Source organism: Kutzneria sp. 744 (assembly GCF_000568255.1).
Taxonomy (GTDB): domain Bacteria; phylum Actinomycetota; class Actinomycetes; order Mycobacteriales; family Pseudonocardiaceae; genus Kutzneria.
On the sequence record NZ_KK037166.1, the window covers coordinates 1,839,344 to 1,855,075 of the forward strand.

At 70.3% G+C, this 15,732-nt stretch carries 19 protein-coding genes; 14 read left to right on the forward strand and 5 right to left on the reverse strand.

The window, feature by feature from the left end; translation table 11 throughout:
- Positions 1 to 61: 61 nt before the first annotated feature.
- The 4 genes from KUTG_RS53095 to KUTG_RS08055 all read left to right on the forward strand — a co-directional run bounded on the left by KUTG_RS53095 (position 62) and on the right by KUTG_RS08055 (position 4,047).
- Positions 62 to 802: an ATP-binding protein gene (locus tag KUTG_RS53095; RefSeq protein WP_052394196.1), complete on the forward strand. Its 741-nt coding sequence runs from the start codon at positions 62 to 64 to the stop codon at positions 800 to 802.
- Between the two features lie 96 nt (positions 803 to 898).
- The gene (locus KUTG_RS53100; protein WP_052394197.1) at positions 899 to 1,999 is read left to right on the forward strand and encodes a hypothetical protein; all 1,101 of its coding nucleotides are present in this window, start codon (positions 899 to 901) and stop codon (positions 1,997 to 1,999) included.
- Between the two features lie 17 nt (positions 2,000 to 2,016).
- Positions 2,017 to 2,817: a helix-turn-helix domain-containing protein gene (locus KUTG_RS08050; RefSeq protein WP_052394198.1), complete on the forward strand. Its 801-nt coding sequence runs from the start codon at positions 2,017 to 2,019 to the stop codon at positions 2,815 to 2,817.
- Between the two features lie 30 nt (positions 2,818 to 2,847).
- On the forward strand, positions 2,848 to 4,047 hold the full coding sequence (locus KUTG_RS08055) for a sensor histidine kinase (protein ID WP_043716057.1): 1,200 nt from the start codon (positions 2,848 to 2,850) through the stop codon (positions 4,045 to 4,047).
- A gap of 84 nt (positions 4,048 to 4,131) precedes the next feature.
- Here the strand turns inward: KUTG_RS08055 and KUTG_RS58150 are convergent, their stop codons facing one another.
- Together KUTG_RS58150 and KUTG_RS08060 are read right to left on the reverse strand one after the other, a co-directional pair.
- The gene (locus tag KUTG_RS58150; protein ID WP_157494399.1) at positions 4,132 to 4,293 is read right to left on the reverse strand and encodes a hypothetical protein; all 162 of its coding nucleotides are present in this window, start codon (positions 4,291 to 4,293) and stop codon (positions 4,132 to 4,134) included.
- Positions 4,290 to 4,856: an SRPBCC family protein gene (locus KUTG_RS08060; RefSeq protein WP_084579034.1), complete on the reverse strand. Its 567-nt coding sequence runs from the start codon at positions 4,854 to 4,856 to the stop codon at positions 4,290 to 4,292. The genes KUTG_RS58150 and KUTG_RS08060 overlap by 4 nt, the downstream gene beginning before the upstream one ends.
- A gap of 139 nt (positions 4,857 to 4,995) precedes the next feature.
- Between KUTG_RS08060 and KUTG_RS60910 the strand changes: the two genes are divergently transcribed.
- From KUTG_RS60910 to KUTG_RS08100, 8 genes are all read left to right on the forward strand, one after another.
- Positions 4,996 to 5,256, forward strand: coding sequence for a DUF3040 domain-containing protein (locus KUTG_RS60910; protein ID WP_043728679.1), 261 nt, complete (start codon positions 4,996 to 4,998; stop codon positions 5,254 to 5,256).
- Positions 5,257 to 5,268: 12 nt separating this feature from the next.
- Positions 5,269 to 5,964 (forward strand): beta-phosphoglucomutase family hydrolase, encoded by a 696-nt coding sequence (locus tag KUTG_RS08070; RefSeq protein WP_043716059.1) that lies wholly within the window; start codon positions 5,269 to 5,271, stop codon positions 5,962 to 5,964.
- Positions 5,961 to 8,303, forward strand: a complete 2,343-nt coding sequence (locus KUTG_RS08075) for a glycoside hydrolase family 65 protein (protein WP_043716062.1) — start codon at positions 5,961 to 5,963, stop codon at positions 8,301 to 8,303. Before KUTG_RS08070 ends, KUTG_RS08075 begins: the two co-directional genes overlap by 4 nt.
- A 5-nt stretch (positions 8,304 to 8,308) precedes the next feature.
- Complete coding sequence (locus KUTG_RS08080; RefSeq protein WP_052394200.1) at positions 8,309 to 8,560, forward strand: PLD nuclease N-terminal domain-containing protein; 252 nt, start codon at positions 8,309 to 8,311, stop codon at positions 8,558 to 8,560.
- Between the two features lie 115 nt (positions 8,561 to 8,675).
- Positions 8,676 to 9,203 (forward strand): hypothetical protein, encoded by a 528-nt coding sequence (locus KUTG_RS08085; protein WP_084579038.1) that lies wholly within the window; start codon positions 8,676 to 8,678, stop codon positions 9,201 to 9,203.
- Positions 9,155 to 10,105 carry a CopD family protein gene (locus KUTG_RS08090; protein ID WP_232240710.1) on the forward strand — a complete coding sequence of 317 codons (951 nt, stop codon included), beginning with the start codon at positions 9,155 to 9,157 and terminating at the stop codon, positions 10,103 to 10,105. The genes KUTG_RS08085 and KUTG_RS08090 overlap by 49 nt, the downstream gene beginning before the upstream one ends.
- A gap of 26 nt (positions 10,106 to 10,131) precedes the next feature.
- Positions 10,132 to 10,560, forward strand: a complete 429-nt coding sequence (locus KUTG_RS08095) for a cupredoxin domain-containing protein (protein WP_052394201.1) — start codon at positions 10,132 to 10,134, stop codon at positions 10,558 to 10,560.
- Between the two features lie 316 nt (positions 10,561 to 10,876).
- Positions 10,877 to 11,203 (forward strand): hypothetical protein, encoded by a 327-nt coding sequence (locus tag KUTG_RS08100; RefSeq protein ID WP_043716066.1) that lies wholly within the window; start codon positions 10,877 to 10,879, stop codon positions 11,201 to 11,203.
- A gap of 104 nt (positions 11,204 to 11,307) precedes the next feature.
- Here the strand turns inward: KUTG_RS08100 and KUTG_RS08105 are convergent, their stop codons facing one another.
- A complete protein-coding gene (locus KUTG_RS08105; RefSeq protein ID WP_043716067.1) occupies positions 11,308 to 12,513 on the reverse strand; it encodes an IS110 family RNA-guided transposase in 1,206 nt (401 codons plus the stop codon).
- Between the two features lie 232 nt (positions 12,514 to 12,745).
- Here KUTG_RS08105 and KUTG_RS08110 point away from each other — a divergent pair, with 232 nt between their 5' ends.
- Positions 12,746 to 13,129, forward strand: a complete 384-nt coding sequence (locus KUTG_RS08110; RefSeq protein ID WP_043716070.1) for a hypothetical protein — start codon at positions 12,746 to 12,748, stop codon at positions 13,127 to 13,129.
- Positions 13,126 to 13,722 carry a cupredoxin domain-containing protein gene (locus tag KUTG_RS08115; RefSeq protein ID WP_043716072.1) on the forward strand — a complete coding sequence of 199 codons (597 nt, stop codon included), beginning with the start codon at positions 13,126 to 13,128 and terminating at the stop codon, positions 13,720 to 13,722. The genes KUTG_RS08110 and KUTG_RS08115 overlap by 4 nt, the downstream gene beginning before the upstream one ends.
- Here the strand turns inward: KUTG_RS08115 and trpA are convergent.
- Positions 13,705 to 14,481: a tryptophan synthase subunit alpha gene (gene trpA / locus KUTG_RS08120; protein ID WP_052396549.1), complete on the reverse strand. Its 777-nt coding sequence runs from the start codon at positions 14,479 to 14,481 to the stop codon at positions 13,705 to 13,707. The two genes, KUTG_RS08115 and trpA, sit on opposite strands and share 18 nt — an antisense overlap.
- A gap of 5 nt (positions 14,482 to 14,486) precedes the next feature.
- Positions 14,487 to 15,692 (reverse strand): tryptophan synthase subunit beta, encoded by a 1,206-nt coding sequence (trpB, locus tag KUTG_RS08125; RefSeq protein WP_043716076.1) that lies wholly within the window; start codon positions 15,690 to 15,692, stop codon positions 14,487 to 14,489.
- Positions 15,693 to 15,732 lie beyond the last annotated feature (40 nt).

The following is a 15,732-nucleotide window of genomic DNA, read 5'->3' on the forward strand; positions in this document are numbered from 1 at the left end:
TCGCACCGGTCCTTCGCGCTCAGGTGTAAGGCACTGGCCGCGGGGGTAACCTCCGCCCGTCATGACAGGTTCTCACCTCACGGTCGACGTGGCGCATCATGGGCGTGCCGCGATCGTCCGCCTCGCCGGCGAGATCGGTCTCCGCACCGTCGGGCACCTGCGCTCGGCGCTGCTCAAGTGCCTGGCCGACGAGCCGTCCGGGGTGGTCGTCGAGCTCGACGGCACGACGGTGGGGGCCCCGATCGCGTTGGGGGCCTTCGGCACGCTGGCCCGCCGGGCCGCCGAGTGGCCGGGGGTGCTTGTGGCACTGGCCGTTTCCGACGGCACGGTGCGGGACCTGTTGCGCCGCACGGCGTTGGACGAAGCGGTGCCGACATTTTCCACGGTCGCGGAGGCGGTGCGGGCGTTGGGGACCATGCCGGAGCGCCAACACGCGGTGATGGAACTGCCGGCCGAGATCGCCAGCGCGGCCCGGGCCCGGCGTTTCGTCAACGACACCTGCGAGGGGTGGAACGTCGACGGACTGTGCGAGGACGCCTGTCTCGTCGCGTCCGAACTCGTGGAGAACGCCGTCCACCATGCGCGCTCGCAGGCCCTGCTGCGGCTGGACCTGAGTCGCGGAATCCTCACGATCTCCGTCCGCGACGACGCCCCCGCGCCGCCGCGCCGCCACACGGTCGGCACCGCCCCGACCGGCGGCCGCGGCATGTACATAGTGGACGTCATCGCCCGGGCCTGGGGATACGCGCCGACCTGGGCCGGCGGCAAGGTCGTCTGGGCCGTGCTCAGCGACGGTGCTTGAGCCGACAATCACCCGTAAGGGTGGATTGGCCCGGTCTTCATCGGTCCAATTGGGACGGTGGTGCGAGGCTGGTGATCCCCGCGGAGGAGGTCGCCCATGCGAATCGGCCGCATCCTGTCCCTGTCCGTGCTGCTGGTCGCCACCGTCGCGATCCCGGTCGTGCGGGCCGGGGCCGACCAGCCCGCGCCCGCCCCGCTGCCCGCGGACCCCGCGCCGCTCGCCGCCGCCGCGACTTCCGTGTCGCCGACACCCACCGCGCCCACTCCCACCGCGCCAACGGCCTCTGCCCCGACGCCGGACACTCCCCCGCCCGTCGCCGGCGGCTCCAACTACGACTTCTACTACCTCAACGGCTGCTATCGCGAGCCCTACAACGTGATCAGCGGCTTCTCCCGGGCGCCGGACATGATCCGCCTCCAGCTCGGCCAGATGCGCGCCGCCGGCCAGGACCGGCTGACCATCGGCGTCTTCCACCATCACGGCGACGGCGGCGGCGCGGTCATGGACTCCACCGGCGGCACCCTGTCCCCGGCCGACCTGAAGAACTTCACCGACCTGCTGGCCGGCGTGAGGACGGCCGGCTTCGCCGAGGTGACGGTGGCGTTCAACTCCCAGAACCCCAACAACCCCAGCGGCTGGCGCGGCTGGCAGCAGGACCTGTACGACGAGAACTGGCAGCTCGTCCAGAAGGTGCACGACCTGGTGGTGGCGGCCAAGATCCCGTACCGGATCGATCTGGGCAACGAGCTGACGCCGTCGACCGGGCAGAGCGTCGTGGTCCGCTACGACCAGCAGCTGTGGCAGGACTACACCGCCAAGTACGGCCGCACCGACACCGTGGGCTTCTCGGTCAACAGCAACGATCCCGGCCAGATCCCCAACGTCGCCAAGGTCTACGGCGACAACCCTCCGCCGGTTTTCGACCTGCACATCTACGGCGACGAGTACAACCAGCTCGTCGGCGACGACCAGCAGCTGCGCCGGCAGGGCTACGTCGACCAGCCGGTGATCATCGGCGAGTCCTTCTACAACGACACGGTGGCCGCGGACGGTTTCCTCAAGGGCAGCAAGGACAGCGGCCGCCGCATCCTCTATCTCACGCAGTGGCCCAAGACCCGGGACAACGCCCCGCAGTGCGACCAGGTCGACGTCGCCCCGCCGTTGGACTTCTCCGCCTACCGGGCGGCGGGGTTCTAGACCTTATAGTCGAGAATGTGACCAATCGTCTCGGCGACTACCTGCGGGCCCGGCGCGAGCAGGTCCGGCCCGCCGATGTCGGCCTGCCCGCGGGCGGCGGCCGGCGGCGGGTGCAGGGGCTGCGGCGCGAGGAGCTGGCCCTGCTGGCCGGCATCAGCAGCGACTACTACATGCGGCTGGAGCAGGGGCGGGACCAGCATCCGTCCGGGCAGGTCCTGGATGCCCTGGCCGCCGTGCTGCGGCTGGACCCGGCCGCCACCGCCTACCTGCACGAACTGGCGCGGCCGGTGGTCCCGCGGGCGAGCGAGCGGGTGCCGGCGAGCATCCTCCAGCTGATCGACAGCTGGCCGGCGACGCCCGCCTACGTGCAGGACCGGCTGTCCAACGTCGTCGCCGCGAACCGGGCGGCCAACGCGCTGGGGTCGTGTTACGCGGTGGGCGTGAACCTGCTGCGGACGGTGTTCCTGGACCCGGCCGAGCGGGAGTTCCGGCCGGAGTGGGACGAGACCGTCGCCGAGGGCGTGGCCATCCTGCGCGCCTCCTTCGGCGCCGACCTGGACAACCCGGACCTGGTGGAGCTGGTCGACGACCTGTCGGCCCGCAGCGCGCGGTTCCGTGAGCTGTGGGCGTTGCACGACGTGAAGGCCCGCGCCGGGCACACGATCCACTTCACGCACCCGATCGCCGGTCGTCTGGAGCTGCACAGCGAGAAGCTGCCCATCGCCAGCACCGCGCTGACGCTGGTGGTGTTCCACGCCGAGGCCGGCACGGCCAGCGCCGACGCCTTGCAGCGGCTGGTTGCCCGAGAACGGGTCTGAAGCGTCGCCGGTTGCGGCACAGTGAACGCCATGCGGAAGTGGGTGGTGGCCACCGGTCTCGGGTTCGCGCAGGCGTGTGTCCTGCTGGCGGTCAGCATGCCGGTGCCGGCGGTCTGGGCCGCGGCCGTGGGGTTGTGGCTGTGGTGGGGCGGCACCGCGTGGTCGTGGATCGCTCCGTTCGTGTGGGCGGCCATCGGCACGGTTCTGCTGGCCCGCCCGGTATGCCGGATGTTCCGCTCGTTGGCGCGTCGGTGGGGCAACGTGGACATCCCGGACGGCTACCGGCCGCCCGGGGCGGTGACGGAGCTGTCCACCGGCTACTGGTGGAACGGGTACTCCTATTCACGCACCGCTCGCGACGCCCGGCAGGAGCTGTGGTGGCGGACCCGGTTCCGGGACCCGGCCGGCTGGCGTGACCTGCGGTTCGTCCTGCTCGCCCCGTTCACCGTCGGCCTGGTCGCGGCCGTGCCGCTGTCCGGAATCGCCCTCGCCGTGCTGGTCAACGTCGTCTTCGTCGTGGCCATCGCCGCCTCCCCCTATGTCTGGCGGATCGCCGAGCCGATGATCGTCCGCCTCCTGCGCCCGCCGGTGTCGATGGCGCTCGCCGACCGGGTCGAGGAGCTGACCGCCCAGCGGGCCGACACCACCGTCGCCCAGGCCTCCGAGATCCGTCGCATCGAACGGGATCTGCACGACGGCGCCCAGGCCCGGCTCGTCGCCCTCGGCATGTCCCTGGCCACGGCCGAGCGGTTGCTGCGGACCGATCCCGAGCAGGTGGTCGAGCTGCTGCGCGAGGCCCGGGCCGGCGCGGCGGCGTCGCTGACCGAACTTCGTGACCTGGTCAGGGGAATCAGCCCGCCGCTGCTGACCGAACGCGGCCTCGTGGACGCCGTCCGCGCGCTGGCCCTCGACAGTCCACTCGACACGGTCGTCGAGGCCTCGCTGCCCGAACGTCTCGACACGCCAATAGAATCCGCCCTGTACTTCGCCATCGCCGAGCTGCTCACCAACGTCGCCAAGCACGCTCACGCCACCCACGCGCGGATCTCCCTGCACCGCACCGGCAACACCCTCGTCGCCGAGGTCTCCGACAACGGCCGCGGCGGTGTCGTCGAGGGCGGCGGCCTCACCGGCCTCCGCCGCCGCCTCGCCCCCTTCGACGGCCGCCTCGACATCACCAGCCCCACCGGCGGCCCCACCCTCGCCCGCATCCTGCTCCCCGCCCCATGATCGTGGGAACAATCCTGACGTTGAACGTCAGGAAGGGCCCCTTACTGACGTTCAACGTCAGTAAGGGGCCCTTCCTGACAGAAGTCAGCGGTAGTCGTCGGGGTCCAGGGTGACGGGCTCCTCCAGCTCCTCCGGGGCGTCGGGGTCGTCCGGGGCGGCCGGGCCCGAGCCGTGGCCGGGCGAGGGGTCGCCGATGGGGCGGTTCTCGTCCGGCTGGGGCTCGGGGTCGATCGGCGGGACGGTCATGGCCGCATCCAGGGGGTCACCGGGCCGGGCAGGCCGGGATGGACGGGCCGGTCGTCGGCCACGGCGGGGTCGTGCTCCGGCGGCGGCGGATGGGGCATCGGGGTCTGCGGCGGGGCGTCGATGTTGCCGCGCCACGCCCCCGTCTCGTGCCCCTGCTCCTCGATGTACTGCTTGAACCGCTCCAGGTCGCCGCTGACCCGGACGCCGAGGATGCCGAGCGCGGCGCCGGCCTTCTCGGTGATGGTCTCCGGCTCGAACTCCATCTGCAGGCTCACCCGCGTCGAGTGCTCGTCCAGCCGGTGGAACGTGACGACGCCGCCGTGCGACGGGCCGTCGGTGGAGTGCCAGGCGACCCGCTCGTCCGGGTGCTGCTCGGTGATCTCCGCGTCGAACTCGCGGTGCGCGCCGGCCACGGTGGTCTCCCAGTGCGTGGTCCGGTCGTCGAGCTGGATGACGCGTTCGACGCCCTCCATGAAGTAGGGAAACGACTCGAACTGGGTCCACTGGTTGTAGGCGGTGCGCACGGGCACCCGCACATCGATCGTCTTCTCGATGCTGGTCATCGCTCGTTGCTCCTCTCTACGCAATTCGGGTACCCGGGCGGCCGCACCTCAATCCCACGCGTTTTCCCCAGTGGAGAACGCGGTACCCAGGAACCGGGCGGTCCGTGCGGGCGGGCCGGCGGGCGAAGTGGAGCGGTTGATGTTGAGTCAGAACGAGCGGCGCCAGCTCGAGGAGATCGAGCGGCGCCTTGCGAACGACGACCCCAGACTGGCCAGCCGGCTGAGCCTCGACTGGGTGGCGCGTCACCGGTGGCTGGTGCTCGCGACGGGTACGCTCGGGCTTGCCCTGTTCGTGCTGGGTTGCGTGTGCCTGAGCGGCACGCTCGCCATCTGGGGTTTCGTGATGGCGGCCGTGAGTTCCGTGCTGCTGTACCGGCACCGCGCCCGGAGGCGCAGTTGAGGGAGTGAGCGCGTGCTCGGTGTCCCGGATACCACCAAGGCGTTGCTGTTCGACATGGACGGCGTGCTGACGAAGACCGCGGTGGTGCACGCGAAGGCCTGGCAGCAGGCGTTCGACGGGTTCCTCGCCTCCCGGGGCGACCCCTACGTGCCCTTCGACCCCGTCCAGGACTACGACGAGTACGTGGACGGCAAGCCCCGGGCCGACGGCGTGCGGTCCTTCCTGCAGTCCCGTGACATCCACTTCGACGAGGAGACGGTCCGCCGCATCGGCGACCACAAGAACGACCTGGTGCAGGAGCTCATCCGCCGGGACGGCGTGGAGGCCTACGAGGGCTCCCGCCAGTACCTGGAGGCGGCGGTGGCCGCCGGCCTGCCGCGAGCGGTCGTCTCCTCCAGCGCCAACACGCACGAGGTGCTGGTCGCCGCCGGCCTGGACGGCTACTTCCAGGTCGAGGTGGACGGCATCGTGGCCGCGGTGCGACGGCTCAAGGGCAAGCCGGCCCCGGACACCTTCCTCGCCGCCGCCAAGGAGCTCGGCGTGGAGCCGGGCGAGGCCGTGGTGTTCGAGGACGCGCTGGCCGGCGTCGAGGCGGGCCACGCCGGCAAGTTCGGCTTCGTGGTCGGTGTCGACCGGGTCGGCCAGGCCGAGGCGCTGCGCCGGCACGGGGCCGACCACGTCGTCAAGGACCTGGCGGATCTGCTGTGATCCCCAACCCCGACTTCCTCGTCGAGCCGTGGCAGCTGCGCGAGTCCACCCTCAACCTGGACCTGCTGGCCCAGAGCGAGTCGCTGTTCGCCCTGTCCAACGGCCACATCGGCTGGCGCGGCAACCTGGACGAGGGCGAGCCGTTCGCGCTGCCCGGCAGCTACCTCAACGGCGTGCACGAGGTGCGCCCGCTGCCGTACGCCGAGCGCGGCTACGGCAATCCCGAGGACAGCCAGACGGTCATCAACGTCACCAACGGCAAGGTGATCCGGCTGCTGGTCGACGACGAGCCGCTCGACCTGCGCTACGGCACCCTGCTCAGCCACGAGCGCACCCTCGACTTCCGCACCGGCTGCCTGACCCGCGAGATCCACTGGGTGTCGCCGGCCGGCAAGGCGGTGAAGGTCCGTTCCACCCGGTTGGTGTCGTTCACGCAGCGGGCCGTGGCGGCGATCGGCTACGAGGTGGAGGCCGTCGACCAGCCGGTGCGGGTGGTCATCCAGTCCGAGCTGATCGCCAACGAGGAGCTGCCGGCGCAGTCCGACGACCCGCGGTCCTCGGCGGTGCTGGCCCGGCCGCTGAACCCGGTCATGCACACGGCGCACGGCACCAAGGCGGTTCTGGTGCACCGTGTCGAGCACAGCGGGCTGGGCGTGGCCGCGGCCATGGACCACACCGTGTTCGGCGACGACGAGCTGCCGTGCCGCACGGAGATCGAGCCGGACCTCGGCCGGTTCTCCGTGGGCAACCGCCTTGCCCCCGGCCACAAGCTCGGCTTCGCCAAGTTCGTGGCCTACGGCTGGTCGAGCACCCGGTCCGTGCCGGCCCTGCGGGACCAGGTCGAAGCCGCGCTGGCGGCGGCCAAGGTGACCGGCTGGGACGCGTTCGTCGCGGAGCAGAAGGAGTTCCTGGACAACTTCTGGCGTGACGCCGACGTCGAGGTGGACGGCGACGCCGAGGTGCAGCAGGCCGTCCGGTTCGCCCTGTTCCACGTGTTGCAGGCGGCGGCGCGGGGCGAGCGGCGGGCCATCGCCGCCAAGGGGCTGACCGGCCCCGGCTACGACGGGCACGCGTTCTGGGACACCAAGATGCTGGTGCTGCCGGTGCTCACCTACACCTACCCGGAGGCGGTCTCGCACGCCCTGTGGTGGCGGCACGACACCCTGCCGCTGGCCCTGGACCGCGCGCAGCAGCTGGGTTTCGAGGGCGCCGCCTTCCCGTGGCGGACCATCACCGGCGCCGAGTGCTCCGGCTACTGGCCGGCCGGCACCGCCGCGTTCCACCTCAACGCCGCCGTCGCCGCCGCCGTCACCCGGTACGTGAGCGCCACCGGCGACGAGGAGTTCGCCGCCACCGCCGGCATCGAGCTGCTGGTGCAGACCGCCCGGCTGTGGCGGTCGCTGGGGCACCACAACAGCGAGGGCCGGTTCTGCATCGACGGCGTCACCGGCCCCGACGAGTACAGCGCCATCGCCGACAACAACGTGTACACGAACCTCATGGCCAAGCGGAATCTGTTGGCCGCCTACGAGTACGTGCACCGCTTCCCCGACCGGGCCCGCCAGCTCGGCGTCGGCGAGGAGGAGTCCGCCGCCTGGCACGACGCCGCCAAGGCGGTGCTCGTGCCGTACGACGAGGCCCTCGGCGTGCATCCGCAGTCCGACGGCTTCACCCGGCACCAGGAATGGGACTTCGCCCGCTCCAAGTACCCGCTGCTGCTCAACCACCCGTACTTCGAGATCTACCGCAAGCAGGTGGTCAAGCAGGCCGACCTGGTGCTGGCCATCATGCAGTGCCCGGAGGAGTTCACGCCCGAGCAGAAGGCGCGGGACTTCGACTACTACGAGCGCATCACCGTGCGGGACTCGTCCCTGTCGGCCTGCGTGCAGGCGGTCGTGGCCGCCGAGGTCGGCCAGCTCCAGCTGGCCCACGACTACCTCGCCGAGGCCGCGTTGATGGACATCGCCGACCTTGAGCACAACACGGCCGACGGCCTGCACATCGCGTCGCTGGCCGGGGCCTGGGTCGCCCTGGTCAACGGTCTCGGCGGCCTGCGTCAGGACGGCGGCATGCTGCACTTCAGCCCACGGCTGCCGCCGGGGTTGTCGCGTCTTCGTTTTTCCGTGCGGCAGCGAGATTCCCGTCTCCGCGTGACCATCACCCCCGCGTCGGCCCGGTACGAAGTGGACGGTCCCGACGACCTGACGATCGTCCACCATGGACGGACCGTGCACCTCGCCGAGCCGCAGGAGCTCCCCATTCCCGCGCCGCCGCGGGTTCGCCCCAGCCAGCAACCGCCCGGTCGCGCCCCTCGGCGGCGTGACGTCGAGGAGAGCTGACCATCATGGGTTGGGACGACCTGAGTCCGCACCGCCGCCGCCAGCTGGCGGCGATCGGCATCGTGCAGGTGCTCATCGCGGTGGCCGCCTGGGTGGATCTCGCGATCCGCCCGGCGGCCCGGGTGCGCGGCCCGAAGTGGGCGTGGACGCTGGCCATCGGCGTCAACTTCGTCGGGCCGCTCGCCTACTTCGGCTGGGGCCGCCGACCCTCACAACCGGATCTTCGCGACTGTGAGGTTCGATTTACCGATCAGTGACTGATCGGTCACTACCCGCCATGCACGCTCTGCTCCACTGTGACGCGCAACGACGGACGAACGGAGCAGTCCCCGTTCGTCCACCGGCATCAGGGCAGCAGCGGGGAGCAGACACGTGGCGGCAGGAATCTCCTTACGGCGCGAGCATGTGGTGGCGGCGAGCCTGGTCGGCTCGGTGGTCGTGGTCCTGGGCTTCGCCTCCGGACTCGGCATCCACCAGACCACCGGCGCGGCGGCGCCGCCGGCCACGGCCGGCACTCCCGCGCCGCCGACCACGGAACCGGGCGGCGACCAGACCGGCGGCGGCGGTCAGTCGGCCGGCTACCCCGGCATCGGCGCACAGCAGGGCGATAACCCTTACGTAGCAACGACAACGGCGGCGATTCCGGTCCAGACGGCGCCCACCACGACGCCCACCACGGCGACGCCGACGACAACGACAGGCATCCCGACGACGACCGGGCCGACCTGCACACTCGGCCTGCTGCCGCAGGTCGCCGACGGGCTCACCACCGGCGTGCAAGGACTTCCGTTGTTGGGCCCGCTGGTGTCCGGCGTCGGCCTGCCGCCGCTGGTGGACACCCTGCTGGGTTCGTGCCCGGCGGCGACCACGACCACCACGCCGACGCCCACCACTCGATGAGCGTCGACGCGGCCCGATCCTGGTACGTGCTGGCCAGGCTCGTCGATTACCTCGGCATCGCGCTTTTCCTCGGCGGCAGCAGTTTCGTCGCCCTACTCTGGCCGGCGGGCAGCGCGGTGCGCGCCACCAGGCGCGTGATCACCACCGGCTGGCTGCTCGGCGCCACCGGCGCCGTCGCCACCCTCGTGCTCGAAGGCGTCTGGGCCGGCGCCGGCCCGATCGGGCTGCCGCTCGTCACGCAGGTGCTGGCCACGGACTTCGGCCGGGTGTGGCTGGCCATCGCGCTGCTCTGGCTGCTGGCCGGCGTCGTGCTGGCGGACCTATTGCAACGCAAGGAGCTTGCCGCGCGATCGGTCGCGTGGCGGACCGGGGCGCTGGCCGTCGGGCTGGGCCTGCTGCGTGCGGTCGGCCTGACCGGGCACACCTCCGACGCCGGCACCGCGCTGGTGGAGATCGCCGACCTGGTGCACCTGCTCGGCATGGCGCTGTGGATCGGCGGCCTCGCGGTGCTGCTGTTCGGCGTGCTGCCCCGGGCGCAGGGCCCGAGGAGTTGGCCCCGGGTGGTGCCCGCCGCTACTCACGACTCGCGATGGTCAGCGTCGGCACGGTCGTGGTGGCCGGCCCTGGTGCTCGCCTGGCAGACGCTCGGGTCGGTCGATGCGTTGCTGCACACCGACTACGGCCGGATCCTGCTGGTCAAGATCGGCGTGCTCGCCGTCGTGCTGGCCGCGGCGCAGGCGAGCAAGAGCTGGGTCGGCCGGCGGCTGGACTTCGCCGTCGTGCTGCGTGGCGACGCCCGCACGGTCCGGCCGTTCGTCTACTCCGTCACCGCGGAGACAGTGCTCGTGGTGTTCGTGCTGCTCGCCGCGAGCTTCCTCGTCACGGCCAGTCCCGGCCGTTGATGTCCCCACCCGAGAGGAAAACCGAAGTGGACCAACCACCCCTGTCGGCACGCCGGCGCGGTCTGCTGCTGCCCGCGCTCGCACTGCTCGCCGTCGCCGGATCGGTCTTCGCGCTGACCTCGCTGCGCGCCGACGACCAGCGCACGGCGATCCCGCAGCCGGCCGCGCAGACGGCCGCCCTGCCCGCCTCGGTCGTGGACGCGCAGAAGGCCGCCGTCGCACAGTACTCGCCGGCCGCGGAGTCCTCGGCGATCGCCGTGGACATCAAGAACTACGCGTTCAGCCCGGCCAGTATCACCGTGTCGGTCGGGGACACGGTGACGTGGACCAACGAGGACACGGCTCCGCACACGGTGACGGTCTCCGCCGGCCCGGTGACGTTCGCATCACCGACGCTGCAACAGGGTCAGACCTTCAGCTACACGTTCGCCAAAGCCGGATCCATAGTACGGTGAACCGAATGATGTGCCGATTAGTGCAAAGTGGTTACTAAGATATCCCTCATCGGAAGAACTGTGGTTCTTTATATACAATATATCATAATCTCACTAACTAATTATTGTTCAGCTAGGAGCCGGCTGCATCATATATGGTGTTAAGAGAACCCTTTGCAGACGAGCACAGAGCTGCCTACTCGCAGAGTACAGTAACACCGGTTCCATAAAACTCCCCAACCATAATCACGGTCCATGTTGATATACACCATGCGTCGAGTTAGAGGTAGTGGGGCTACACCTAGGTAATGTGGCTATGACCTTACATCCTTTTTCCGTGGCGCCGTTCATCGCGCACCTCAAGGCGGCGCACCTGGAGGAGTCTCTCGGCCAGCAGGTCACCGACGCGCTCAACACCGATCAGTACATCAAGACCCACACCGTGCTGATCGAGAACATGCTCACCCCCATCCTCAACGGTGACGCCGACCAGACGGTCAAGGACGTGCTCTCGCCGCTGCTGGCCCACCTCAAGGCGGCCCACCTTGACGAGTCGCTCGGCCAGCAGGTCACCGACCTGCTGAACGTGGACCAGTACGTCAAGACCCACACCGTGCTGGTGGAGAACATGCTTGAGCCGGTGTTCAACCAGCTGACCTGCTGATCGCGGTCCGCAGCGGTCAGCGTGGCCCGCTGCGGCCCTTCCCCCGCGCTGAAAGGATTCCCAATGACGTTGTCAACCGGCGGCGGCGATCGGTCGTGACGCCCTCACGCCGCTGTGGCCGCTGGTTGGGGCGTGCCGGCCTGAAAAACACGATCATCACGGACAAGCGCCCACACGACGTTGAGGCGCCGGCGTGCCAACGCCAGCACAGCCTGCTTGTGGTGTTTTCCTTCACGTCTTCTGCGTTCATAGAACGCTTTCGACTGAGAGCACCGAGTGATCGCGACCTGCGCGGACAGGTAGAACGCGCGCAACAGGCGACGATTGTAGCGACGCGGACGTCGCAGGGTGCCCTGGACCCGGCCGGAGTCACGCGGAACCGGAGCCAGGCCGGCGACACCGGCCAGCCGGTCGGCACTGCCGAACATGGCGAGGTCGCCGCCGGTCAGACCGAGGACCTCAGCCCCGAGCAGGGAACCGATGCCGGGCATGCTCAGGAGCGCGGTGGCGTGGCGGTGCTGGCGAACCCGGCCCTCGATGAGGGCGTCGGTCTCCGCGATCTCCGCATCGAGGTCCACCACCCCCTTGGCCAGCCGCGCCGTCATGGCCGCGGCGGCGGCCTGTCCGGGGACGGTGGTGAACTGGGCCCGGGCAGCGGTGATCGCCGTCGCGGCGACCGTGTCGCTGTTGCGGACCCGGCGTTCCCGCAACCACGCAGCCAGCCGCTCGGGTCCGGCCTCCCGCAACGCGGCCGGGGTCTGGTAGCCGGTCAGCAGGACCAGCGCGGCCTTGGAGCGGCTGTAGTCGAAGGCCCGTTCCAGAGCGGGGAAGCACTCCAGGATCTGGGCGCGCAGCCGGTTGATCGCCCTCGTTCGGTCGGCGGCCAGGTCGTAGCGGCGGGCGGTCAGGATGCGCAAGTCGACGGCGATCTCATCGCCGGCGGTCATCGAGTGCAGGTCGCGGCGCATGCGGGCCTGGTCGGCGATGATGAACGCGTCCTTGGCGTCGCTTCTGCCCGAGCCTCGGTAGCTGCCCGAGGCGTGGTGGATTGTTCGGCCGGGGATGTAGAGCAGCTGCTGGTCGTGGTTGACCAGCAAGGCGATCAGCAGTGCTCCGCCGCCGGCGTTGAGGTCGATCGCCCACAACACGTCCGCCGACAACGCGTGGACGTCGGCGATCAGTTCCAGCAGTTCGATTTCGTTGTTGGGCACTCGCCGCGAGAGGACTTTGTCCCCCGCAGCGTTGATCACCACGCAGTGGTGATGGGCTTTGCCCGCGTCCACACCGGCCCACAGCTCCGGCACAGCCACCTCCGTCGTCGTTCGTGTGCTGCGCCCAGCAGACGACCTCGCCGTCACGTCCTCATGCAGCGATCGGTTCGCTCATCCCCATCAGCGGTCGGGTCGTCGCGGGGCCCTGGGCGGCCAATCCTTTCCAGCCACACCAACGGCGCAGACCATGCAGCCACACCCAGGCCCCCTGGGCCTTCCCGATCTTACGACTGACCAGAACAGACCCAACCCAGAAGATAAGGACCCGTCCATGCCCGAAACCGCAGTCCTGCCGGTCGGCGACCGTGCCCTGCCGCCGCCCGGCGCGTTCCGCCTCGGCGGCTGCGTCCTCGAACGCACCACATTTCCCTTGCTGCACCGCCGGATCCAGACGGCCGGCGGCGAGCTGGTCATCGGCGACGAGACGACGCTGTGCCTGCCCGACCTGCTCACCGCGACCGTCACCGTGGCGGGTCGTCGCCGACTGAGCCTCACCGGCCGGCTCGATCTCCGCGAGCGGCGGCTCACCCTCCGGCTGACGGCTCGCATCGTGCACCGGGACGACAACAGCCTGGTGTTCGCGGCCACGGGCACGGCGGTCGCGCCCGGCCGGCGCCGGGTCCGGATCGAGGCCGCGATGGAGTTCACCCGATGACCCGCCGACTGCTCTTCTCGTTGCTGGTCCTGCCGTTTCTCACGCTGCTGGCGCCGACACCGGCCATGGCCGCGGTCCACGCCGTCGCGATGGCGCAGTACGCCTTCGCGCCGGCCGCGCTGACCGTGCACGTGGGGGACACGATCACCTGGACCAACCAGGACCAGGCGCCGCACGACGTCACCACGACCAGCGCCCCGGTGCCGCTGCACTCGCCGACACTGGCCACCGGCCAGTCCTGGACCTACACCTTCAGCCAGCCCGGCACATACTCGTACATCTGCTCCATCCATCCCGACATGAGGGCACAGATCGTCGTGCTGGCCGCAGCCCCGACGGCGACCCCGCAACGGCCCGCGCCCACCACGACCGTGCGGCGGGCGACCGGCGGCGGCGCGCCCGTCGAGGTCATGCATCCGACCACGACGACCGCGCCGCCGACAACCACGACTACTTCCCAGGCACCGCAGGCGATGCAGGCGATGACACCGATCGATCAGCCCACCCTGAACCCGATGTTGCTCGTAGCCGGGCTGGTCGCCGCGGTGGCAACGCTCTGCCTGCTGCTGATCGCGTCACGGGCTGCCGACTAGGGCGCCGACCCCGTCGGCGAGTTCACCGCACAGCACGCGGATCTCGGCGATGCCGGTGTCGACGTCCGGCGCGTCGAGCAACCGCCGGACGATCGCCGAGCCGACGATCACACCGTCGGCGAAGCCCGCCACCTCGGCCGCCTGCCGGCCGTTCGACACGCCGAGTCCCACGAACACCGGCAGATCCGTGGCGGTCCGGATGCGCGCCACCAGGTCCCCGCCGGTGACCTGGGTGCGCATCCCCGTGACGCCCATTGTGGACGCCGCGTAGACGAATCCCGTGCTGGCAGCGGCAATCTCAGCCACACGCCGGTCGGTGGAGCTCGGCGCCACGATGAAAACGCTGGCCAGGTACCGCTTCGCCGCCTCCTCGCGCCACGGCAGGGAGTGCTGCACCGGCAGGTCCGGCAGCACGCAGCCCGCGCCTCCGGCCTCGCACAGGCGGTCCGCGAAACGCTCGATCCCGTACTGCTCAACGGGATTCCAGTACGTCATGACCAGGATCGGCACCTCGGTCCGCGCGGCCACCCGTTCCACCACGCGCAGCACGTCATCGGTCTTGACGCCGTTGGCCAGCGCCACCGTGCTGGCCGACTGGATGGCCGGCCCGTCCATCACCGGATCGGTGTACGGCAGGCCGATCTCCAGTGCGCCGCAACCGCTTTCGGCCATCGCGACCAGTGCCTCGACGCTGTCGTCGACGGTCGGGAAGCCGGCCGGCAGATAGCCTACGACCGTCTTCTTGTCGCCGGAGAACATCGTCGTCACTCCCCCACCAGGTCGAAGTAGCTCGCGGCGGTGTCCATGTCCTTGTCGCCGCGCCCGGACAGGTTGATCAGCACCACTTCGCCCAGCTCGGCGCCCAGCTTGACCGCGCCGGCCAGGGCGTGGCTGGACTCGATGGCCGGGATGATGCCCTCGGTGCGGGCCAGCAGGCGCAGCGCGGCCATGGCCTCGTCGTCGGTGACCGGCACGTACTCGGCCCGGCCGCTGTCCCGCAGGTGGGCGTGCTCCGGCCCGACGCCGGCGTAGTCCAGGCCGGCCGAGATGGAATGGGTCTCCAGGGTCTGACCGTCGTTGTCCTGCAACACGTACGAGCGAGATCCGTGCAGGACACCCACCCGGCCCCCGGCCAACGTCGCCGAGTGTCGCCCGGTCTCGACGCCGTCACCCGCGGCCTCGCAGCCGATCAGCCGCGTGGCGGCGTCGTCGAGGAACGGGTGGAACACGCCGATGGCGTTGGAACCGCCGCCGACGCAGGCCAGCACCGCGTCCGGCAACTGCCCGGTGCGGCGCAGGATCTGCTCCCGCGCCTCGACTCCGACCACCCGTTGGAAGTCACGCACGATCGTCGGGAACGGGTGCGGGCCCGCGGCCGTGCCGAACAGGTAGTGCGTGGAGTCCACAGTGGACACCCAGTCGCGGAACGCTTCGTTGATGGCGTCCTTGAGGGTGCCCGCGCCGGTCGACACGGGCACCACCTCCGTGCCGAGAATGCGCATCCGCGCCACGTTCAGGGCCTGCCGCTCGATGTCGACCGTTCCCATGTAGACGGTGCAGTCCAGGCCCAGCAGCGCGCAGGCTGTCGCCGTCGCGACGCCGTGCTGGCCGGCCCCGGTCTCGGCGATGATCCGGGGCTTTCCCATGCGCCTGGCCAACAACGCCTGGCCCAGCGCGTTGTTGAGCTTGTGCGAGCCGGTGTGGTTGAGGTCCTCGCGCTTGAGGAACACCCGCGCGCCGATCGCCTCGGCGAAGCGCGGCACCTCGGTCAGCGGGGTGGGCCGGCCGGCGTAGTCGGCCAGCAGCGCGGTCAGCTCCGCCGCGAAGTCCTCGTCGGCGCGGGCCTTGTCGTAGGCGACGGTCAGCTCGTCGATCGCGGCGACCAGGGCCTCGGGCACGTACTGGCCGCCGAAGCGGCCGAAGACGCCCGTCCCGTCGCCGTCGGCGGGATGAAAAAATGACGCGTTCATATGAGGTTGTCCTTACGGGAATGGCACAGGGTGGGCTGAG